Origin of the sequence: Nostoc sp. NOS(2021) (assembly GCF_017115025.1) — a bacterium.
In the GTDB taxonomy this organism is placed as follows: domain Bacteria; phylum Cyanobacteriota; class Cyanobacteriia; order Cyanobacteriales; family Nostocaceae; genus Nostoc.
In genome coordinates, this window is sequence record NZ_JABXKM010000033.1 from 59,601 (window position 1) to 84,764 (window position 25,164).

A 25,164-nucleotide genomic window follows, 5' to 3' on the forward strand; every position below is an offset into this window, starting at 1 on the left:
CATGACTAACAGCATTATTGAATTTCTCGATCGCCTGAGCAATTTGAATATTAACCTAGAGGCTAATGGCGATCGCTTGCGCTGTCATGCACCTGAAGGGGTGTTAACTCCAATGCTACTTCAGGAAATAACTGGGCGTAAAACAGAAATTATGCTGTTTTTACAGCAAGCAAAGCAGGCTAAGACTTCTCATCAGTTGCCCATTCAAAGAGTGCCACGAGACGGTGAGCTAACACTGTCTTTTGCCCAACAGCGACTCTGGTTTCTGCACCATTTGTCACCCGACAGTCGTTCTTATAATTTCCTGGATGCTCAGAGGCTACATGGCTGGCTGAATATAATTGCACTGGAACAAAGTTTTAGTGAACTCATTCGCCGCCATGAAATCTTAAGAACTACTTTTCCTACCGTAGACGGACAACCTGTTCAGGTCATTGCTCCTCCCACTACCTTCACTTTGCCAATCCATAACTTGCAGGGATTGTCAGTCCAAGAACAAACTGATCGGATTCAACAAATAGCGAAGTCCTTTGCGTCCAAGCCCTTTAATCTAGCTGTTGACCCCTTAGTACAATTCACTCTACTCCAACTAAGTAACCAGGAATATGTACTGCTCTTAAAGATGCACCACATCATCTACGATGGCTGGTCTTTGGACATCTTCAAACGTGAGTTATCTCAGTTGTATGCAGCTTTCGCTCAAAGATTGCCCAACCCACTATCTGAATTACCTATCCAGTATGCTGACTTTGCAGTTTGGCAACGCCAGTGGCTAACAGGCGAAGTCCTGGAACGCCAACTGAATTACTGGCAGCAACAGTTAGCAGATGTCTCTGGCGTACTAGAACTGCCTACTGATAAACCACGTCCCCCAGTGCAGAGTTTCCGGGGTAGAGTTGAGCGTTTTCAACTGGATCGTGACCTCACACAACGCCTCAAGCAGTTGAGCCAAGAGTCAGACGCAACATTGTTTATGACTTTACTGGCCGCTTTTTTGGTCTTGCTCTCTCGTTACAGTGGTCAGTTAGATATTGTTGTTGGTTCCCCGATCGCTAACCGCAATAACAAGAGCATTGAGCAGCTAATAGGTTTTTTTACTAATACCCTAGCATTAAGGGGCGATCTCTCTGGCAACCCCAGCTTTGCTGACTTCTTAGCGCAAGTGCGGCAAACCACATTGTCAGCCTACGCGCACCAAGATTTACCTTTTGAGATGTTGGTAGAAAAGCTACAGCCAGAACGGGATTTGAGTCGTAATCCCTTGCTACAGGTAATGTTTTCCCTCCATAACACCCTACAGTCTTCTTGGGATTTGCCAGGTTTAACTATCCAGGACATATCCTTGCCAATTGATGAAATGGTCAGGTTTGACCTGGAAGTTCACTACTGGGAAGTTTCAGGATGTCTGGAGGGTATTTGGAATTACAGTGCTGATTTATTTGATGCAACGACAATTACTCGCATAGCCCAACATTTTCAAATTTTACTACAAGCAATTATTGCCAATCCCAGAGCGCCAATTGCAGAATTACCACTGTTGACGATCGCAGAACGTCATCAATTGTTGGTGGAGTGGAACAACACTCAAGTAGACTATTCCTCCGATCAGTGTATCCATCAGTTATTTGAGAAGCAGGTAGAGCGTACCCCGGATGCTGTAGCAGTCGTTTTTGAAGATCAACAATTGACTTACCAGCAATTAAATACTCGTGCAAATCAATTGGCGCATTACTTGCGCTCATTAGGTGTGGGAGCAGAAGTGCTAGTTGGGTTGTGTGTGGAGCGATCGCTGTCAATGGTGGTAGGACTACTTGGTATTCTCAAGGCGGGTGGGGCATATCTGCCACTTGACCCAGAATATCCCCAAGACCGCTTGAGCTTTATGCTTGAAGATGCTCAAGTTAGGGTGTTGGTGACTCAGCAGCAGTTAGTAGAATCTCTGCCCAAACATCAGGCGCGTGTCGTTTGCTTAGACACCGATTGGGAAAAAATTGCTCAAAACAATGATTCAAATCTGGACAACACTGCCACACGCGATAACCTAGCTTATGTAATTTACACATCAGGTTCTACAGGTAAGCCCAAAGGTGTTTTAGTCAATCACTCTAATGTAGTGCGTCTGTTTGCAGCGACAAACTCTTGGTATAATTTCAACGCCCAAGATGTGTGGACAATGTTCCACTCTTATGCATTCGACTTCTCAGTATGGGAAATTTGGGGTGCATTGCTGTATGGTGGACGACTGGTAGTAGTGCCATATTTAGTGACGCGATCGCCCGAATCCTTCTATGAGTTATTGTGTCAAGAAAAAGTCACAATTCTCAATCAAACACCTTCAGCCTTCCGCCAGTTAATTCAAGCAGAAATTGCGATCAGCTACGCTGGGCGGAACGCCATCGCAACTACTGGCGACTTGAACTTGCGCCTAGTAATTTTCGGTGGGGAAGCTTTAGAACTGTCGAGTTTGCAACCTTGGTTTGAACGTCACGGCGACCAGTTGCCCCAGTTAGTAAATATGTACGGGATTACAGAAACTACTGTACACGTTACCTATCGTCCCTTAAGCAAAGTCGATTTGCATGGTACAGCAAGTGTAATTGGTCGTCCAATTCCCGACTTACAAGTGTATGTGCTAGATGAAAATAAACAGCCAGTACCAATTGGCGTTTCTGGTGAGATGTACGTTGGTGGTGCTGGGGTAACTCGTGGCTATTTGAATCGTCCCGAACTGACCCAACAACGGTTTATCTCTCATCCTTTTAGCAAGAATCCCCAAGCACGACTATATAAAACAGGGGACTTGGCGCGTTATTTGCCCAATGGCGAGTTAGAGTATTTAGGGCGCATTGACCAGCAAGTGAAAATTCGCGGGTTCCGCATCGAACTTGGAGAAATCGAGGCGGCGCTAACACAACACTTGGCTGTGGGGGAAACTATTGTAATTGCGCGAGAGGACGATCCTGGCAATAAGCGTCTGGTAGCTTATATTGTCCCTGACCAAAAATATGCTTTTCCAATTTTACAACTACTTCGTTTTCAAAATAAAAGCCTGTCTAATGAAGAGTTACTCTATAAGTTGCCGAATGGCATGATGGTTGCCCATCTGAATAAAAACGAGACAGAATTCGTCTACAAAGAACTTTGGGAAGAACAGACTTATTTAAAAAATGGCGTCACCATCAATGAAGGGGATTGCATTTTTGATGTGGGTGCCAATATCGGTCTGTTCACACTCTTTGTGGGTCAAATATGTAAAGAAGTTTCTATTTACGCATTTGAGCCAATTCCACCTGTTTTTGACCTATTACGCATAAATTCTGAGAACTATGGCTTAAATGTGAAGCTGTTTAATCTTGGGCTTTCCAGCGAGACAAAGAGTGATACCTTTACATATTATCCTCAAATTTCCGTCATTTCAGGACGCTTTGCTGATGCCAATCAAGAGCGAGAGGTAGTTAAATCCTTTTTGCTCAAACAACAAAATATTGTAGAAAATGAGACAGAAATATCTAGTCAGGCAATTGATGAACTACTAGCAGAAAGATTGCAGAGTCAGCAATTCACTTGCCAGTTAAGAACAATTTCTGATGTGATTGGTGAGTATGGCGTTGAGAAAATCGATTTGCTGAAAATCGACGTAGAGAAAAGTGAGCAGGATGTGCTTTCAGGCATCCAGCAAGAAGATTGGCAAAAGATTAAGCAGATAGTTGTAGAGGTTCATAACATTAATGGCAGGTTGGAGGAGATTACAGCCCTGCTGAAAAAACATGGATACGACCTAACTATTGAGCAGGATGCTTTACTAGAAGATACTGTACTCTACAATATTTATGCTAGACGACCATCCATAAACCAGTACCTACCAGAAGAGACTGGTAGCGGGTTAGTCAGTGATTGTGTAAAACCGACCTGGATCAATGTGAGTTCATTACTCAGTGAGGTTCGCCACTGCCTACAAAAGAAGTTACCAGAGTACATGGTACCAAGTGCTTTTGTGCTGCTAGAATCCTTACCCCTGACTCCGAACGGCAAAGTAGACCGCAACGCCCTACCAAAACCAGACTTAGACAGCACACTGCTAGAAAAATATGTCGCTCCACGCACACCCATTGAGGAAATACTGGCACAAATTTGGGCGCAAGTTCTTAAAGTAGAGCGAGTTGGCATTCATGATAACTTCTTTGAATCAGGGGGACACTCGCTATTAGCGACCCAATTGCTCTCACGCATCCGCAACATTTTCAAATTAGAATTACCACTGCATAGTCTGTTTGCAGCAACAACGGTTGCCAAATTCGCACAAGAAATTAAGCAGTTACAACAACAAAATTTAGAACTGTCTACACCACCTATCTTACCAAGGGCAAGTGATGCTGAATTACCACTATCATTTGCTCAACAGCGTTTGTGGTTTTTAGACCAGTTACAGCCTCTAAGCGCCTTTTACAACGTACCTGTAGCTTTGCGTCTAGTCGGAACTCTCGAAGTTGCGGCTTTAGAACAAAGCTTACAAGAAATTATTCATCGCCACGAAGCATTACGCACTAACTTCATTAAAGTTGATGGAAAATCAACTCAAGTTATCCAAACACAAGCGAATTGGAAAGTATCAATTGTTGATTTAAAGCATTTATCCACACTTGTACTGAGCATCTCGACTTCGCTCGATGGAACCGAAGTCGAAGTAACTGAACAAGAAATTGCCACACAGCAATTAGCGCAACAACAAGCTATTCAACCTTTTAACCTGGCAACTGAACCATTAGTTAGGGCGACATTAATCGTACTGTCCAAGACAGAACACGCCTTATTAGTATGTATGCACCACATTGTCTTTGATGGCTGGTCAGTGGGTGTGTTTGTTCAAGAACTAGCAGCGCTGTACAATGCTTACTCACAAGATCAGCCGTCACCGTTAGCACCACTGCCGATTCAGTACGCAGATTTCGCAATTTGGCAGCGAAACTGGTTACAAGGAGATGTTTTACAAAGCCAACTAAGTTACTGGCAACAACAACTGGCAAACGCACCAGCTTTATTGTCTCTACCCACAGACCGACCTAGACCATCTGTGCAGACTGACAACGGTGCATATCAACAGTTTGCACTCTCAAAGGAGCTAACCAGTGGCTTGACACAACTGAGTCAACAACAAGGGGTGACTTTATTCATGACGCTGTTGGCAGTGTTTGATACTCTACTTTATCGCTATACAGGACAAGAAGATATTCTGGTGGGGTCTCCCATTGCTAACCGCGATCGCAGTGAGATAGAAGAGTTAATTGGCTTTTTTGTCAACACTTTAGTCATGCGTACAGATTTGGCAGGTAATCCCAGTTTTAGCGAATTACTGAGTCGTGTTCGAGAAGTCGCGTTGTCCGCGTATGCTCATCAGAACTTGCCTTTTGAAATGCTGGTAGAAGCATTGCAGCCAGAACGAGACCTCAGCTATACACCACTGTTCCAGGTGATGTTTGCCCTCCAGAATGCGTCCACATCTCAAGTAGAGTTGACTGGGTTGACTGTCACTCCATTAATAACAGAAGGCGCAACGGCAAAGTTTGATTTAAGTTTGTTAATCCAGAATACAGCCACTGGGCTAGTGGGTTTTTGGGAGTACAACACTGACTTGTTTGATGCTAGTACCATTGAGCGAATGACTGGTCATTTTGTGACATTACTTGAAGGTATTATTGCTAACCCAGAACAGCAAATCTCACAATTGCCACTGTTGACAGCAGTTGAACAACAGCAGTTATTAGTGGAATGGAATGATACTCAAGTAGATTATCCTTCTGATAAGTGTATTCATCAGTTGTTTGAGGAGCAAGTTCAGCGTACACCCGATGCTATAGCAGTGGTGTTTGAAGATCAACAACTCACTTACCAGCAGTTGAATTGTCGCGCTAACCAGTTGGCGCACTACCTCAAGTCTTTGGGAGTGGGAGCAGATGTGCTAGTAGGCATTTGTGTGGAACGCTCAATAGAAATGGTGGTGGGACTACTAGGTATTCTGAAGGCGGGTGGGGCATACTTGCCACTTGACCCGGAATATCCGACTGAGCGTTTGCGCTTTATGCTAGAAGATTCTCAAGTTCCAGTGTTGCTGATCCAGCAGAAACTCCTTGACAGACTTGCCCAACATCAAGCACAGCTTGTTTGTTTGGATACTGATTGGCAATTTATTTCTCAGTTAAGTCAGGATAATCTAATCACGGAGGCACAAACAAATAATTTGGCTTATGTGATTTATACCTCCGGTTCTACAGGTCAACCCAAGGGAGTGCTGATTGCCCATCAAGGATTATTAAATTTGGTGTTCTGGCACAACAGAGCTTTTAACATCACTTCATTAGACAAAGCCACTCAATTAGCTAAAACAGCATTTGATGCTGCGGTATGGGAATTATGGCCTTACCTAACGACAGGAGCAAGTATCTATTTAGTCAAATCTCAGCTTCTTAGCTCGCTAGTGAACCTACGAGACTGGTTAATTTCAAACAAGATTACTATCAGTTTTCTGCCAACACCATTAGCACAGGAGTTATTGTCTTTGCAATGGCCAACTGAAAATTTGGCTTTGCGTTGCATACTGACTGGAGGAGATAAGCTTCATCAGTATCCATCAGATTCAATCCCCTTCCAAGTGGTAAATAACTATGGCCCAACTGAGAATACTGTTGTTACAACTTCTGGGGTGGTAGTTGCCAAGGAACAAGATAAAATATCACCGAACATTGGGAGAGCGATCGCTAATACACAGGTTTACATATTAGACAAAAATTTGCAACCAATGCCTGTTGGTGTGCCAGGAGAGTTACATATTGCTGGTGTTGGGTTGGCAAAAGGCTATCTCAACCGCCCCGATTTAACAACTGAGAAATTCATTTCCAATCCGTTTGAGGAAACAGAAGGGAGTAAATTATATAAAACTGGGGATTTAGCACGTTATCTACCAGATGGCAACATTGAATACCTGGGACGCATTGATGATCAGGTAAAAATTCGGGGTTTCCGCATCGAGTTGGCAGAAATCGAAGCATTGCTGGGGCAACATGATGATGTGCAAATATGTTGTGTCATTGCTCGTGAAGAAACTCCAGGTAATAAGCGCTTGGTCGCCTATGTAGTGCCGCAAAAAGAGGTCACACCGACAACGGACGAACTGCGTCAGTTTCTTTCCGATAAACTACCTGGGTATATGGTGCCAAATGTTTTTGTGATGCTGGAGTCTTTACCCCTGACACCTAACGGCAAAGTAGACCGTCGCGCTTTGCCTGCCCCAGATTTACAACAGGAGCTATCAGATTATGTAATGCCAAATACAGAAGCAGAAAGAATCATTGCTGGCGTTTGGCAAAAAGCATTGGCAATAGAAAAAGTGGGAATTTACAATAATTTCTTCGAGCTAGGAGGCAATTCGTTACTACTGGTAAAAATTAATCAGCAATTACAAGAAGAACTTGGTTTAGAACTGTCAATAGTTGATATGTTTAATTACCCAACTATATATACTTTGAGCCAATATTTAAATACTAAGTCTCAGAAAGAAAATACAATCAAAGAAAACACTTCTCGCACTCAATATCAGAATGAAGTTAAAGCTTTAAAAAGCAAACAATTAGAATCCAGGCAACAATATCGCTCTCAGAGAAAAGGTAGAAAATGACAATAGATTCAGTGCATAAAAATAATGAATTTAACGGTTCTGAAATAGCAATTATTGCTGTTGCTGGTAGATTTCCAGGTGCAGAAGATATTGAATCATTTTGGCAGAATTTACGAGATGGTGTAGAATCTATCTCCTGGCTAACGGATGGAGAATTGATAGAATCTGGCGTTTCTCTAGATTTACTGAATAATCCTAATTATGTAAAATCTAGTGCTGTTCTATCAGATATTGAATTGTTTGATGCAAATTTCTTTGGTTATAGCGCCAAAGAAGCTGAACTAATAGATCCACAACAACGCCTATTTTTAGAATTGGCTTGGGAAGCTACAGAAAAAGCTGGTTATGACCCACAAACCTACAGTGGTTTAATCGGGGTTTATGGTGGTGTAGGTATGAGTAGGTATTTGCTCAACAATCTAATTCCTCATCATCAATTATCAGAAACAATTGACCCTCTCCAATTAGCAATTTCCAATGATAAAGATTTTTTACCGACACGAGTTGCATATAAGCTTAACTTGACTGGGCCAGCAGTAAATGTGCAAACAGCCTGTTCTACTTCTTTGGTTGCTGTTCATGTAGCTTGTCAAGGTCTCTTAAATGGTGAATGTGACGTGGCTTTAGCTGGTGGAGTTACTCTGGGCATTCCCCAAAAAATAGGTTATTTACATCAAGAGGGTATGATTCTTTCTCCTGATGGACACTGCCGTACTTTTGATGCTAAAGCACAAGGAACGATCGCTGGTAGCGGTGCTGGTATTGTGGTATTAAAAAGATTAAAGGATGCGATCAGCGATCGCGACTACATCCATGCCATTATTAAAGGTTCAGCAATTAATAATGATGGTGCAATGAAAGTGGGCTTCACTGCTCCTAGTGTTAGCGGTCAAGCAGCAGTAATTGGCGAAGCTCAAGCTATAGCTGGTGTAGATGCCGAAACAATTTCTTACATCGAAGCTCATGGTACTGCTACACCTTTAGGTGATCCCATTGAAATTGCAGCTTTAACTCAAGCTTTTAGTCAAAGTACAGATAAAAAAGGTTTCTGCGCTATTGGTTCGTTAAAAACCAACTTAGGACATTTGGATACAGCAGCAGGTGTGGCAGGTTTGATTAAAACTGTATTAGCACTGCAAAATAAAATGCTGCCTCCTAGTTTGCACTTCGAGACACCTAATCCCAAAATTGATTTTGCCAACAGTCCTTTTTATGTCAATACAACCCTGACGGAATGGAAAACAAATAATACCCCTCGCCGTGCTGGGGTTAGTTCTTTTGGTATCGGAGGTACTAATGCTCATGTAATTTTAGAAGAAGCACCAACTCAATTCAAAATTCAAAATTCAAAATTCAAAAGTAAATATTTAGTGTTGTGTTTATCGGGTAAAACTGCGAATGCACTTGAGAAGGCAACAGCTAATTTAATCACGCATTTAAAAGAGCATCCAGAACTGAACTTAGGCGATGTAGCTTATACCCTTAATAGTGGTCGCAGGGGTTTTAATTACCGACGGATGTTAATTTGTCAAGGCTTAGAAGGTGCTGTAGAAGCTCTCAGTAGCTTAGAGCCAAAACAAGTTTTTACTAATTATACAGAGATTACAGAACGGTCTGTTGTCTTTATGTTTCCCGGTCAAGGTTCCCAGTATGTCAACATGGCGCGGGAAATTTACGAAACCGAAACAGTATTTAAAGAACAAGTTGATTATTGCTCAGAAGTTCTTAAACCTCTAATAGGGCTAGATTTACGTCATATTATTTACCCCAGCGAAGAAAATATTGATGAGGTATCAAAGCAACTTCAACAGACAGAAATTGCTCAACCTGCTATTTTTGTCATTGAATACGCCCTAGCTAAATTATGGCAGTCATGGGGAGTGGAGCCACAAGCTGCGATCGGTCATAGTATTGGCGAGTATGTAGCAGCAACTCTAGCAGAAGTTTTTTCCCTAGAAGATGCCTTATCTCTGGTAGCAGCACGCGGACAAATGATGCAGCAACTGCCCACTGGGGCAATGCTTTCAATTCCCTTGCCCGCAGACAAGATAAAATCCTTATTAGGGTATGAACTGTCTATTGCAGCGGTTAATCAACCTTCGCAGTGTGTAGTTTCCGGTTCCATAACAGCAGTAGAGACATTACAAAATCAGCTTGCTGCTCAAGGCATTGAATGTCAACCTTTGCATACTTCCCATGCCTTCCACTCCCAAATGATGGAGCCAATCTTAGAGGCATTTGCAGAGCGAGTCAAAAAAGTTACTTTAAATTCTCCGAAACTTCCTTATATCTCCAACCTCACTGGTACTTGGATTACAGTTACACAAGCCACAAATCCCGATTACTACGCTCAACATCTGCGTTCCACAGTGCTGTTTGCCCAAGGTGTCGAGAAATTATTGGCAACACCTGAGCAAGTCTTACTAGAGGTTGGGCCAGGACATACGCTAACTACATTAGTCAAAAGACATCCAGACAAAGCAGCTGCACAAACAGTCTTAATGTCGGTACGTCATCCTCAAGAAAAACAATCCGATTTGGGTGTTTTATTCAATACATTAGGTCAACTCTGGTTGACTGGGGTCAAAGTAGATTGGTTTGGATTTTATAGTCAGGAGGAATATTACCGTCTTCCCTTACCGACTTATCCTTTTGAACGCCAACGTTATTGGATTGATCCCCCACAAAAAGCAGCTTGGGGACAGTTGCAAATCTTACCCACAACATCACAATTGTGGACATCGCTTACACAAGCAGGTCAAAAGCAAGCAAGTGTGAGAAATGCCGAATTCAACGAGTTAACATATCAAGAGAACAGACAGTGGTTGGATCGTTTATGTACAGCCTACATCAACTCTGCATTCAACCAATTAGGGGCTTTTAGCAATCCTCAACAAAAGTATTCTTTAGAGAATTTGTTAGCGCAATGCCATATTTCTCCCCGCTATCAGCAATTGTTGTCTAGATGGTTGCAAATATTGGTGGAACAAGGACAACTACAGCAACATGATGGGTTATTTAGTGGGCTAGTGCCATGTTTGCAAGATTATATCAATGAACATTTAGAGCAAGTCAAAGCTAGGTTCGCTGATTCATCTTTAGTAGATTTAGATTTAGTGCAACGCTGTGGTGAAAATTTAGCTGCTATTGTTGTTGGCGAACAAGAACCATTAGAGATTTTCAATGAACTGATTTACCAAAAAGAAAACAACAATTCACATTCAGAATCTACCTTAAATACTTACTACAACTCTATCTTGCGCTCAAGCTTAGAACAGGTAGTCAAGTCATTGTCATCATCCGTTCACCTGAGAGTTCTGGAAGTCGGTGGGGGTACTGGTATGTCTACGCAAGCATTACTACCTGTGTTGTCGCCCAAACAAACCAACTATACTTTTACTGATATTGGTAGCGGTTTCCTGACTCAAGCGCAACAGAAGTTTAACGACTATCCATTTGTTGAATATCGATTACTAGACATAGACAAATCTCCAACTGAGCAAGGATTTGAGAAGTACAGCTTTGATGTAGTCATAGCTTCTAATGTATTGCACGCAACTCAGAACATAGATCAAACACTCCACCATGTACGCTCTTTATTAGCTCCTGGCGGCTTCCTCTTACTGTGGGAAATAACTCAACCGAAAATAGACTTTGATATTAGTTGGGGTCTGCTGTTGAAACCTTTAGACGATAAAAGACGTAGCCCAGGTCAGCCTTTTATCATTAAAGAACAGTGGTTTGAAGCATTACGCACTCAGGATTTTGTTCAAGTTGCTGCGTTTCCCGAAACTGAAGCGTTTGAGCATCAGATTATTATGGCTCAAGCTTCTGCATTAACCGCATTTAGCGCAAAATTTGGGCAAAAAGAGACTGACCCCAAATCAGAGATTTCATTACAAACAAAGCCGGATGTTCTTCAGCTAGAAAAATTATCTACACTCCACTCCAGACCTAGTTTGCCAAATTCATATATAGCTCCCCGTGATGAAATTGAGCAAAAAATTGCTGATATTTGGCAAGAATTATTAGGAATTAAACAGGTGGGAATAGATGATAACTTTTTTGAATTAGGAGGAGATTCCTTAATAGCTGTTCAAGTTTTATCCCGATTGCGAAAAACTTTTTCTATTAAATTAACTGTAGCCAGTTTGTTTGAATCTCCTACAATAGCTGAAATAGCACCAAAGCTAGAAAAGCAACAACTAAAACAAAAGACTAAAACAGTTGCAATTGGTAGGGAAAAAATAGAAATATGAGCAACGTATAAAAGTTTCTCTACAAATATACAACCTTACAAAATAAGTTGTGATCATCTCACACATTCTGCTGAATTAGTTGACAATATGAAGGATATGATTCTATGAATCTCAAGCAATTTGTAGTAGAACTTTCTCATCAGGATGTGGAGTTGTGGGTTGAAGGCAATCGCTTGTGCGTTGATGCTCCAGAGGGAGTATTGACACCAGAAACTCGTGACTTATTAACTAAGCATAAAACAGAACTTATTTTGTTGCTGCACCAGATAAATGCGGACAACGATACAGATTTACCCCTGATTAAAGCCGAGCGTACTCAGAATTTACCTCTGTCTTTTGCTCAAGAACGACTCTGGTTATTAAACCAGTTGGAACCAGATAACCCCTTTTACAACGAACAAGTAGCTCTAAAACTTCATGGTAAGTTGAACGTCGTGGCGCTAGAGCAAAGCCTCAACAAAATTATCTCTCGCCACGAAGCCTTACGTACCAACTTCCGCACCTTCAACGAACAGCCCGTTCAGGTAATTGCTGAAAGCTTAACCTTAAATTTGTCAGTAGTAAACCTAACAGAGCTACTTGAAAGTGAAAGAGAAATCGCTTGCCAGCAATTAGCTACCGCAGAAGCTATTCGACCCTTTGACCTCGCTAACTCTGGTTTAATCCGAGCTTCTGTGCTTAAACTCACAGAGGTAGAACACGTCTTGTTACTAACATTTCACCACATTGTCTTCGATGCTTGGTCAATGGGCGTATTGATGCAGGAGTTAGCAACCATTTACTCAGCACTCTGCAATAACTTCCCACCAGAGCTACCAGAGCTACCAATTCAGTATGCCGACTTTGCTATTTGGCAACGGCAATGGTTGCAAACAGAAGTACTACAAACGCAGCTGGATTATTGGAAGCAACTACTCAAAAACGCTCCTACCTTTCTAGAATTACCCACAGACAGACCAAGACCAGCCATTCAAACTTTCCAGGGCGCAATCCAAAGTGTCGAATTTTCAGAGGAACTGACTGAAGCGATCGCCAATTTCAGTAGGCAAGAGGGAGCTACACTATTCATGACGCTGTTCGCAGCATTTGTTACCTTACTTTATCGCTATACAGGCTCGGATGATATTGTAGTAGGTACGCCTCTTGCTAAACGCGATCGCTTGGAACTTGAAGGGTTAATTGGCTTTTTTGTCAACACTTTAGCACTACGTACCGATTTGTCAGGCAACCCCAGTTTTCAGCAGTTGCTCAGTCGAGTGCGGCAGGTGATGCTCTTAGCTTACACTCATCCAGACCTCCCCTTTGAGGAATTGGTAAAAGCATTGCAGCCACAACGAGACCTCAGCCATACACCACTGTTTCAAGTGATGTTTGTCCTCGAAAATGCGCCCACATCTGAGGTAGAACTGCCTGGGCTAACTGTCAGTTCATTCGGGACAGAAAGGACAACTGCCAAATTTGATTTAACTTTGTTCATTAAAAATACTACCTCTGGGCTGTTAGCTGCGTGGCAATATAATACAGACTTGTTTGACTCTGGCACGATAGAGCGGATGGCAGGTCATTTTGTGACCTTGCTGGAAGGTGTTATTGCCAACCCACAACAGCAAATTTCCCAATTGCCCCTGCTGACACAAGTTGAGCAACAGCAGTTGTTAGTAGAGTGGAACAATACTCACGTAGATTATCCCCGTGATAAATCTATCCATCAGTTGTTTGAGGAGCAGGTTGGGCGTACACCCGATGCAGTGGCGGTGGAGTTTGGCAATCAACAACTGACCTACTATAAATTGAACTGTCGTGCTAACCAGTTAGCCCATTATCTAAAGTCTTTGGGTGTGAAAGCCGATGTGCTAGTTGGGTTATGTGTTGAGCGTTCCCTAGAAATGGTCGTAGGACTATTAGGAATTCTTAAGGCAGGTGGGGCATATCTGCCACTTGATCCAAACTATCCTCAAGAGCGTTTGGTTTTCATGTTAGAAGATGCTCAAGTTTCAGTATTGCTCACCCAGCAGTCACTCGTTGACAGACTACCTGAGCATCAAGCAAAACTTGTCTGCTTAGATACTGACGCTGGACTGTTTTCTCAATCAAGTCAGGAAAATCTTATCTCTGGCGTACAAGTTAATAACTTAGCTTATGTTATTTACACGAGCGGTTCTACAGGTCAACCTAAAGGCGTAGCCCTTAATCAGCTTGCTCTTTGCAATCTAATTCTGTGGCAACTTCAAAATAATACAATTTCTACTGGAGCAAAAACCCTGCAATTTGCCCCTATTAGCTTTGATGTCTCCTTCCAAGAAATATTCACTACCTGGTTTTCGGGAGGCACATTGTTCTTAATTACAGAGGAACTACGCCGAGATCCAGCAGCTTTGTTAGGTTTCCTCGAAGAAAAAGCTATTGAGAGACTATTTGTTCCCTTTGTTGTATTACAACAACTAGCTGAAGTCGCTGTTGATAGTGAGTTAGTTAATAGTCATCTGAGGGAAATTATTACTGCTGGGGAACAGTTGCAGATTACTCCGGCTATATCTCAACTGTTCAGCAAATTAAATGATTGTACTTTGCACAATCATTATGGGCCATCAGAAACCCATGTAGTCACTACTTTTACACTGACTAATTCAGTGAACACTTGGCCGTTACTTCCTCCGATTGGACAGCCAATTGCCAATACACAAATTCATATTTTAGATAAATACTTACAGCCTGTACCTATTGGTGTGCCAGGAGAGTTATACATTGGTGGTGTCTGTTTGGCACGAGGCTACCTCAACCGTCCAGAGTTAACACAAGAAAAATTTATCTCTAATCCGTTTGAGAAGCTAGGAGAGAGTAAATTATATAAAACTGGGGATTTAGTACGCCATTTACCAGATGGCAACATCGAATACTTAGGACGCATCGACAACCAAGTAAAAATACGTGGTTTCCGCATTGAGTTAGGAGAAGTTGAAGCAGTACTAAGCCAGTATGAAGATGTGGAAGGATGTTGTATCATCGCCCGCGAAGACACTCCCGGTGATAAACGTCTAGTCGCTTACGTAGTAGCACATCAGGACTGTATACCCACAATTAGCGAACTGCGGCAATTCCTCAAAGAAAAGCTGCCAGAGTACATGGTACCGAATGTTTTTGTCATTTTGGAGTCCTTGCCACTAACTCCTAGTGGTAAGGTAGACCGCCGTGCTTTGCCGGAACCAGATTCATACAGCGAAATCACAGATAAATATGTAGCCCCACGTACTCAGATTGAAGAACTGTTGGCACAAATTTGGGCGCAAGTGCTGAAAGTAGAACCAGTGGGGATTTATGACAACTTCTTTGAATTAGGAGGACACTCCCTACTAGCAACGCAACTAGTTTCACGCATCCGCAACATTTTCAAAGTGGAACTACCATTGCGTGAGTTGTTTGCCACAGCAACACTAGTTGAATTGGCACAAGCAATTGAGCAGTTACAGCAACAGAACTTACAACTGTCTGCACCACCCATTCTACCAAGAGCTAAGAATACAGACTTACCACTGTCATTTGCTCAACAGCGTTTGTGGTTTTTAGACCAGTTTGAGCCGAACAGCCCCTCATACAACATTCTTGTGGCTTTGCGTCTAGTAGGAACTCTTAATGTTGCAGCCTTAGATCAAAGCTTACAAGAAATTATTCATCGCCACGAAGCGCTACGCACTAATTTCGTCACTGTTGATGGACAACCAACACAAATCATTCAAACACAAACGAATTGGACAGTTTCAGTTGTTGAGTGCGAATATCTGCCACTAGGCGAACAAGAAATAGCTACACAGCAATTAGCGCAACAACAAACTATTCAACCATTTGACCTGGCCAATGAAACATTATTCAGGGCGACATTAGTAGTGCTATCACAGACAGAACACGTCTTGTTAGTGTGTATGCACCATGTAGTCTCTGATGGTTGGTCAATGGGTGTGTTTATCCAAGAACTAGCAGCGTTGTATAATGCTTATTCTCAAGGTCAGCCATCACCTTTAACACCACTGCCGATTCAGTACGCAGATTTCGCAATTTGGCAAAGAGACTGGTTGCAAGGGGATGTACTGCAAACTCAACTAAGTTACTGGCAACAACAACTAAAAGATGCACCAGCTTTATTGTCGCTGCCCACAGACCGACCAAGAACTGCTGTGCAGACTTTCGCTGGGGCGTATCAAAAGTTTGCCCTCTCCTTTGAGTTAACTGATAGGTTGACAAAACTGAGCCAGCAGCAAGGAGTGACGTTGTTCATGACGCTGTTAGCAGCTTATGATACCCTGCTTCACCGCTACACAGGTGTGGCAGATATTTTGGTTGGCTCTCCCATTGCTAACCGCGATCGCTTGGAAAGCGAAGGGTTAATTGGCTTTTTTGTCAACAATTTAGTCATGCGTACCAACTTGGCAGATAATCCGAGCTTTAGTGAATTACTGACTCGTGTTCGAGATATGGCAATGGATGCCTACGCTCATCAGGACTTGCCTTTTGAAATGCTGGTGGATGCATTGCAGCCAGAACGGGATCTCAGCTATACACCACTGTTCCAGGTAATGTTTGTTCTTCAAAATACGCCCATGTCTGCACTAGAACTGACTGGGTTAACTGTTACTCCATTGATGAGTGAAGGCGCAACGGCAAAGTTTGATCTTACCTTGCTAATGCAGAACACTCCTACGGGGTTGGTGGGTGCGTGGGAGTACAACACTGACTTATTTGATGCCAGCACTATCGAGCGAATGGCGGGGCATTTTGTGACATTGCTAGAAGGCATTGTTACTAATCCGCAGCAGCAAATTTCCCAATTGCCCCTGCTGACAGAAGTTGAGCAACGACAGTTACTTGTTGAGTGGAACAACACTCAAGTAGACTATCCTGGTGATAAATGCATCCATCAGTTGTTTGAAGAACAGGTTGGGCACACCCCTGATGCTGTAGCGGTGGTGTTTGAAGATCAACAACTAACCTACCACCAGTTAAATACTCGCGCTAACCAGTTGGCAGATTACTTGCAGTCCTTGGGTGTAAAACCAGATGTGCTGGTGGGGTTGTGTGTAGAGCGTTCGCTGTTAATGGTGGTGGGAATACTGGGTATTCTCAAGGCGGGTGGGGCATACCTGCCACTCGATCCAGACTATCCTCAAGAACGCTTGAGCTTTATGCTAGAAGATGCTCAAGTTCCGGTGCTGCTGACACAACAGCAACTCCTTGAAAAGTTGCCTCAGCATCAAGCGGAGGTTGTATGTTTAGATACTGACTGGCAATTTATTTCTCAGTCAAGTCAGGATAATGCAGTCGCTACTGTGCAAGATCGTAACTTGGCTTATGTGATTTATACCTCTGGTTCTACAGGTAGACCCAAAGGGGTTATGATTCCACATGGTGCGATCGCCAACCACTGCTATATTATTCAACAAGTTTATGGACTTGAAAAGAGCGATCGCGTACTCCAGTTTGCCTCAATCAACTTCGATGCCTCATTAGAACAGATATTTCCGACACTAATAGCTGGCGCTACCTTGGTACTCCGAGGCTCAGATGTATGGACTCCGACAAACTTCCAAAAAATAGTTTCGGATTTTGGACTTACTGTCATTAATCTCCCAACAGCCTACTGGCAACAATTGGCTCAAGAGTGGGCCAAAACACAAGTGTTAGATACCAATAGCCAACTGAGACTTGTGATTGTTGGTGGAGATGTAATGTTGCCCGAATATGTTGCGATTTGGCAACAAAGCGCAATGTCTCGTGTTCGTCTGGTCAACGCTTATGGCCCCACAGAGACGACCATCACCGCAACCCTGTTTGAAATCATTCCCCAGTTGAGTGAAGACACCAATCTGAAAAAAATGCCTATTGGTCGTCCTCTGCCTAACAGAACTGTATATATTCTAGACAGGTATTTACAGCCTGTTCCCATTGGTGTGCCAGGAGAATTGTACATTGGTGGTGTGTGCTTGGCAAAAGGCTACCTCAACCGCCCAGAACTCACCCAAGAAAAATTTATCCCAAATCTCTTTTCTGATGCCACAGAACGTCTTTACAAAACAGGAGACTTGGCACGTTACCTAAGTAATGGTAATATCGAATACCTTGGTCGTATCGATAACCAAGTGAAGATTCGCGGCTTCCGCATCGAACTTGGAGAAATCGAAGCAGCCCTCAATACCCACCCCCAAATCCAACAAGCCCTAGCTATTGTAACAGAGGATATTCCAGGTAACAAACGCTTAGTTGCTTATGTAGTCAAGAGTGATGAATCGCTGACTACCAACCAACTGCGTCAATTCCTCAAGCAACAGCTACCAGAATACATGATTCCCAGTGGCTTTGTCACCTTAGACAACCTACCGTTAACACCCAATGGCAAACTAGACCGCAAAGCACTACCAACACATGATGGGGAAATTAGCCGGGAACATGAGTACGTAGCACCACGTACAGCCATAGAACAAATATTAACCAACATCTGGCAAGAACTGCTGCTCAAAGAAAAAGTCAGCATCCACGACAACTTCTTTGAAATTGGTGGCGACTCCATCCTGAGTATTCAAATAGTTTCTCGTGCCAAAAACTCAGGATTACAAATCACTCCCAAACAAATATTCCAAAACCAAACCATCGCCGAACTTGCCAAGGTTGCAAATACAACAGTGAGTGTTGAGTCTAAACAAGGGATAGTGACTGGAGTTGCATCCCTAACACCCATTCAACAAAGGTTCTTTGCACAAAATCGCCCAGAAGCCCACCATTATAACCAATCAGTTTTATTGCAGATTCCAAATCATCTGCAAAGTGAATTAATTGAAATAGCCTTGAAAAAATTATTAGAGCATCACGATGCTTTGCGTTTAAAATTCACATCGGTTGCAGCTGAATACAAACAAATAAACCAAGGATTAGATGACAAAGTACCATTTGCCGTAGTTGATTTATCATCAACGCCCATACGTCAACAGCCACTAGCTCTAGAAAAAATCGCCGCAGAGTATCAAGCAAGTTTAAACTTGTTAACAGGGCCGATAATGCAAGTGGTGATGTTTAACTTGGGTAATGAAAGTGATGCTAGGTTACTAATTATTATTCATCACCTAGCAGTAGATGGTGTAAGTTGGCGAATTTTATTATCAGACCTACAAAAAATTTATCAACAACTAATTACTCAGGAATCTCCAAAGCTAAGTGCGAAAACAACAGCATTTATTGATTGGGCAGAGAAATTAAACAATTATGCACAGTCAGGAATTATAAAACTTGAGTTAGACTATTGGCTGAACCAACCTTGGTCTAAGATAACACCATTACCATCAGATTCTGCTGACATTCAACAAGAAAATAGAGTAGGTAGTGCTGCTTGTGTATCAGTGAAATTAAGTCAAGAAGAAACCCAAACTCTGCTATTGTCAGTAAACGAAGCTTACAACACACAAATTAATGATACACTGCTAAGTGCATTAGTACTTTCAATAGCAGAGTGGACGGAAAATTCAACTGTACTAATTGACTTAGAAGGACATGGTAGAGAAGAAGTATTTGCAGATGTAGACTTATCACGGACGGTAGGTTGGTTTACCAGTTTGTTTCCCGTATTATTGCAACTACCTTCATTAAACCAACCAGGAGAAATAATCAAATCTATCAAAGAACAATTACGAGCGATTCCTAATCGTGGGATTGGCTACGGTATATTGCGTTACTTGTGTAAAGATACGACTGTTAATGAACAAATAAAGACAATTCCCGCTTCAGAAATTAGTTTTAACTACCTGGGACAATTTGACCAAATACAGTCAGAAACTGGTTGGAAATTTGCGCCTGAATCTACTGGAGCTAGCCAAAGTTTAAAGCAAACTCGTGACCATCTATTGGATATTAATGCTCTGGTAGTAGAAGGTGAATTACTAATTGATTGGACTTACAATAGTCATGTTCATACTCGTGCCACAGTGGAGAAATTGGCACAGAGCTATATTCAAGCAATCAGGTCAATAATAGAACATTGTCAGTTAGCAGAGAATAGAGGATACACACCTAGTGATTTTCCAGATGCACAGTTAAATCAATTACAACTGGATGAGTTATTGGCTCGATTACAAACTAAAAACATTGAATCAATTTATCCACTTTCTTCTTCACAACAGGGAATGCTTTTCGAGACTCTATCTGCTTCTGAGTCAGGGATACATCTTGAGCAGTGCATTTTATACTTACAAAAAGAACTAGACTCTTTAGCTTTTGAAAAAGCTTGGCAGCGTGTCGTTGAGCGGCACTCAATCCTCAGAACAGCCTTTATTTGGGAAGATCAAGATGAGCCACTTCAAGTTGTACTGAAGGGAGTGAAAATTTCACTGGAACAGCAAGATTGGCGCGGACTTTCTCTGTCCCAGCAGCAAGAAAAATTAGAAATCTATCTCAGTGCAGACCGACTGCGTGGTTTCGAGATGAATGAACCACCGCTAATGCGTTTGGCGCTTTTCCAAGTAAGCTCGAATGCCTATCAATTCGTCTGGACTTCTCATCACATTCTTACAGACGGCTGGTGCGTGCCTCTCATCTTCAAGGAGGTTTTTGCATTCTACGAGGCATTCAGCAAAGGTCAAGATTTATCACTGAAACCCAGTCATCCCTACAGAAATTATATCGTCTGGCTAAAACAGCAGGATTTGTCGCAGGCAGAGGCATTCTGGCGGGGCAAACTTCAAGGTTTCAAAAGTCCAACCCCATTAGGAATAGAAGTTGAACCTGTTAATTTTTCTGCTGAGGAAGAGCGCTATGGTGAACAAAAAACCCGCTTAACAGCTTCGGCAACAGCAGCTTTGCAGTCTTTGGTGCGGCAACATCACTTGACTTTAAATATTTTAGTTCAAGGCATTTGGGCTTTGCTCTTGAGTCGTTATAGCGGTCTGGAAGATGTGGTATTTGGCGCGACTTTCTCTGGTCGTCCCTCAGAATTGGTAGGGGCTGAATCCATGTTAGGTCTATTCATTAATACCTTACCGATGCGGCTCCAGGTTTCTCCCCAAGCATCACTTTGGTCTTGGCTTGGAGACATCCATGATCAAAGCTTCACGCAACGAGATTATGAATACTGCTCTGAAGGACAAATTCACGAATGGAGTGAAGTACCCGGATCATTACCCCTCTACGAGAGTCTTCTGGTTTTCCAAAACCATTCAGTCGATTCATCAGTAAAACAGTCTGCGAACCATGACAAGAATCAATCTCAGGCTCGTTCTATAGGCGCACAAACAAAATATGCCCTCACCATTCTAGTTAGCCCAAGTTCAGAGCTAGAGTTTCGCATCATCTACAACCGATACCGTTATGACAATCCGGCTATAGCCCAGATTCTGGAACATTTTCAGGCTTTGTTGAACAGGATTGTTGACCTTCCAGAGCAGTACCTTGAAACACTGATAGAAAGGATTTCAGCAGAGCAAATTCCGCAAGTTAGACCGCCTCACAAACTTGTTCAAAAGGAACAGCGAAAAGGCTTTGACGCACCCCGAAATCTTTGGGAATTTCAACTAGTACAAATTTGGGAAGACATTCTGGGCATTCATCCTGTCAGCATCCGAGATAACTTCTTTGAACTTGGAGGTCATTCTCTTCTAGCTGTTCGTCTCATGACACAGATTCAAAAGCATTTCCAGATAAATTTACCTTTAGCTATTTTGTTCCAATATCCCACTATCGAACAACTAGCAAATTTCTTGAGTTCCTCAACAGATCCTTTACCTTGGTCTGCACTAGTTCCTATCAAAGCTAATGGCAATCAACCACCTCTGTTCTGTGTTCACCCTGGCGGGGGAAATGTTATTTGCTATCACCATCTTGCTTATTATTTGAGTTCAGAACAGCCATTCTATGGGCTACAATCTTTTGGTTTAAATCCTGAAAATCATCCTCATACTAGCATTGAACAAATGGCAACTCACTATATCCAAGAGTTACAAACCGTTCAACCTCATGGCCCTTATTTTCTTTCTGGCTGGTCTTTTGGTGGCTTGGTAGCTTTTGAGATGGCTCAACAACTTTCCCATCAAGGTGAACAAATAGCTCTGTTGGCTCTAATAGATACTAATCCTCCTTGTCTAAGTTATAAAGGACTAATAGACAATGCTTTTCTATTAGTAGAGTTATTCAAAGATCGTTTAGACCTCTGTTTAGAGGAACTGCGGCAATTAGAGCTAGAGGAGCAGATAATTTATGTCAAGGAACAAGCTAAACAGAAAAATGTAGTTATAGAAGGTTTTGACTTTGATCAAGCTCCCCATCTGCTAAAAATTTCCCAGATCAACGGTCAAGCCGTACAAAATTACAAAGGTCAATATTACTCAGGCTCAATTGTTCTATTTAAAGCCAGTGAGACGGATACCGACTTTGAATATCACTGGAAAGAACTGGTGGAACATATAGAAACGGTTGTAGTTCCTGGTAATCATCTAAACATGGTGTCACCACCTCATGTCCAGACCCTAGTTCAAAAACTCGAAAAATTTCTTGAACAAGCAAGAAACCAATCAATAGATATTTGCTAAAAAACTATGTAGAGACGCTAAATTGGTGTCTCTACGTTGTCAGTAAACACCCTTTAAATGTAAGGAATTGTATTATGATTGCTAGTTTTAACCAAATTAAATCCCAGGTGTGGAAAAAATAGTATTAAATCTAGTTATAAAAGTTTTTAGTTTAATTTCAAAAATATGCAAACTCAAGTTGTTCAAGCTAAACCCTCAACAAATGCTTTTTCAGATTTTATTCAATTTTGGCAAGATATAAGAGCGATCGCCGGCCCTTACTGGTATCCAACAAAGCCAGGTGAAAGAGCCTTTTCAGACGTTATTCGCGCCTGGGGAATGCTTATTCTCCTAATATTGCTAATATTCGCCCTTGTAGCTGCAACTACTTATAATAGTTTCATTCATCGCTATTTAATCGATGTCATCATTCAGGAAAAAGATTATTCTAAATTTACTTATACTATATCATTTTATGCTGTTGGACTTGTCTTGATAACGATTTTAGTAGGATTTACTAAATTTATTAGAAAACAAATTTCTCTTGATTGGTATCAATGGCTCGATAATCATATTTTAAATAAATATTTGAACAATCGTGCTTATTATAAAATCAATTTTAAAGCTGATATTGATAACCCGGATCAACGTTTATCTCAAGAAATTGAACCGATAACCAGTAGTGCGCTCAGTTTTTCAGCTACTTTACTAGAAAAAGCACTGGAAATGGTAACTTTTTTAATAGTTGTCTGGTCAATTTCCCAACAGATAGCTGTTGCTCTGCTTATCTATACAATTATAGGCAACTTTATTGCTGTTTACTTAAATCAAGAATTAATTAAGATTAATCAAGCAGAACTTGAATCTAAAGCTGATTATAGTTATTGTCTAACTCATGTCCGCAATCACGCTGAGTCAATAGCTTTTTTTCAAGGAGAAAAACAAGAACTGAATATAATTCAACGCAGATTTACTATCCTCATAAAAAATATTAAAGAAAAGATTAATTGGGAGAGAAATCAGGCAATTTTTAACAGGGGATATCGGGCTACTATCGAATTTCTCACACTTTTAGTACTTGCACCTTTATTTATTAGAGGTGATATTGATTTCGGACAAATTGGACAAGCTACTACAGCTTGCTATTTCTTTGCTGGTGCTTTGGAAGAATTAATAGCTGAATTTGGCGTTTCTGGGGGATTTTCTAGTTATGTTCAGCGTTTATCTGATTTTTCAGATGCTTTAGAAGCAGTGGCAAAAGAACCTGAAAACGTCGGTACTATTAAAACAATAGAAGAGAATTATTTTGCTTTTGAGAACGTCACTTTACAAACGCCAAACTATGAACAGGTAATCGTCGAAAACTTGTCACTAGCTGTTCAGCCAGGAGAAGGTTTATTGATTGTTGGGCCAAGTGGTCGAGGTAAAAGTTCTATGTTGAGAGCGATCGCTGGTTTGTGGAATGCAGGAACTGGTCGCTTGGTGCGTCCTCCTCTAAAAGAAGTCTTATTTTTACCCCAACGTCCTTATATAATTCTGGGAACTTTGCGCGAACAGTTGCTTTATCCTAAAACTAATCGTCAATTGACCGACGCAGAACTCAAAGAAGTTTTGCAACAAGTTAACCTGCAAAACTTGCTAAGTCGAGTTGAAAGTTTTGATACTGAAGTTCCTTGGGAGAATATATTGTCCTTGGGAGAACAACAACGCCTGGCTTTCGCACGCCTGTTAGTGACTAATCCAAGGTTCACTATATTAGATGAAGCAACAAGTGCCTTAGATTTGAAGAATGAAGGAACTTTATATCAACAATTACAAGAGACTAAAACAACGTTTATTAGTGTTGGGCATCGAGAAAGTTTATTTAATTATCATCAATGGGTTCTGGAACTTTCGCAAGATTCTAGTTGGCAACTTATGACTGTGCAGGATTATCGAAATCAAAAAACAATTGTCACTACTCCTTCCACAAATCCTCAAATAAAAATAAATGATTCTTCTCAAGATAAATCCCTAATTCAAGCAGAAATCAGTACAGTCGAAGGATTATCTCATAAAGAAATGAATGAATTAACCTACTATTCCATTACTACTATTAGAAGTAAAGCAAACAAAGGGGAACCTATCACTAATAGAGATGGCATTATCTATCGCTATGATAAAGATCCCAAAGTGTTGAAATGGGTGAGAGTTTAGCAACTACTCATACTTTTGGTTCTTCAGTAGGTGTTATGCTGAAATTTTAATTAAACCCCAAAATTTTACTTTAAAATCAAGGCTTACAGGCGATTATAAACTCAATTTCAGCACTAAGACTCAAATGGTAATCTTAATGCCTGTTATTATTGCCCAATAAGGGTTTCAAACTTATTTACAGACATTTTTAGCATAACAGGTACGGAAGAGCCATAATTATACCTCGAAAAATTCTTAATCAAGTTCCCGGTGCTTCTAATCCAATTGCTTTACAAGGTAAAGAAGCCAAAATCATAAATGTTGCACCCCAAAAAGCACAAGGAGGAATGCTTGAATTAAAAATTACACAGCCTAATCAATTAACTGTATTAGAGGATATACCTAACTCTTCTACTCAATCATTAAACAAAAACTAAATTGAAAATACTGTAACCACCAAAATAAAAATGTCTAATATCATGTCCGCTTGATTACTTACTAAACCCCAAGAACCCCACCCCGCCAA

At 41.5% G+C, this 25,164-nt stretch carries 4 protein-coding genes; all 4 read left to right on the plus strand.

Annotated elements, in window-relative coordinates:
• Position 1: 1 nt before the first annotated feature.
• The 4 genes from HWQ41_RS03600 to HWQ41_RS03615 all read left to right on the plus strand — a co-directional run bounded on the left by HWQ41_RS03600 (position 2) and on the right by HWQ41_RS03615 (position 24,659).
• Positions 2-7,669, plus strand: coding sequence for a non-ribosomal peptide synthetase (locus tag HWQ41_RS03600; protein ID WP_292760022.1), 7,668 nt, complete (start codon positions 2-4; stop codon positions 7,667-7,669).
• Positions 7,666-11,928: a beta-ketoacyl synthase N-terminal-like domain-containing protein gene (locus HWQ41_RS03605; protein WP_292760024.1), complete on the plus strand. Its 4,263-nt coding sequence runs from the start codon at positions 7,666-7,668 to the stop codon at positions 11,926-11,928. Before HWQ41_RS03600 ends, HWQ41_RS03605 begins: the two co-directional genes overlap by 4 nt.
• Before the next feature lie 104 nt (positions 11,929-12,032).
• Complete coding sequence (locus HWQ41_RS03610) at positions 12,033-22,484, plus strand: non-ribosomal peptide synthetase (protein WP_292760027.1); 10,452 nt, start codon at positions 12,033-12,035, stop codon at positions 22,482-22,484.
• 165 nt (positions 22,485-22,649) lie between these two features.
• Positions 22,650-24,659, plus strand: coding sequence for an ATP-binding cassette domain-containing protein (locus HWQ41_RS03615; RefSeq protein ID WP_292760029.1), 2,010 nt, complete (start codon positions 22,650-22,652; stop codon positions 24,657-24,659).
• The last annotated feature ends 505 nt before the right edge of the window (positions 24,660-25,164 follow it).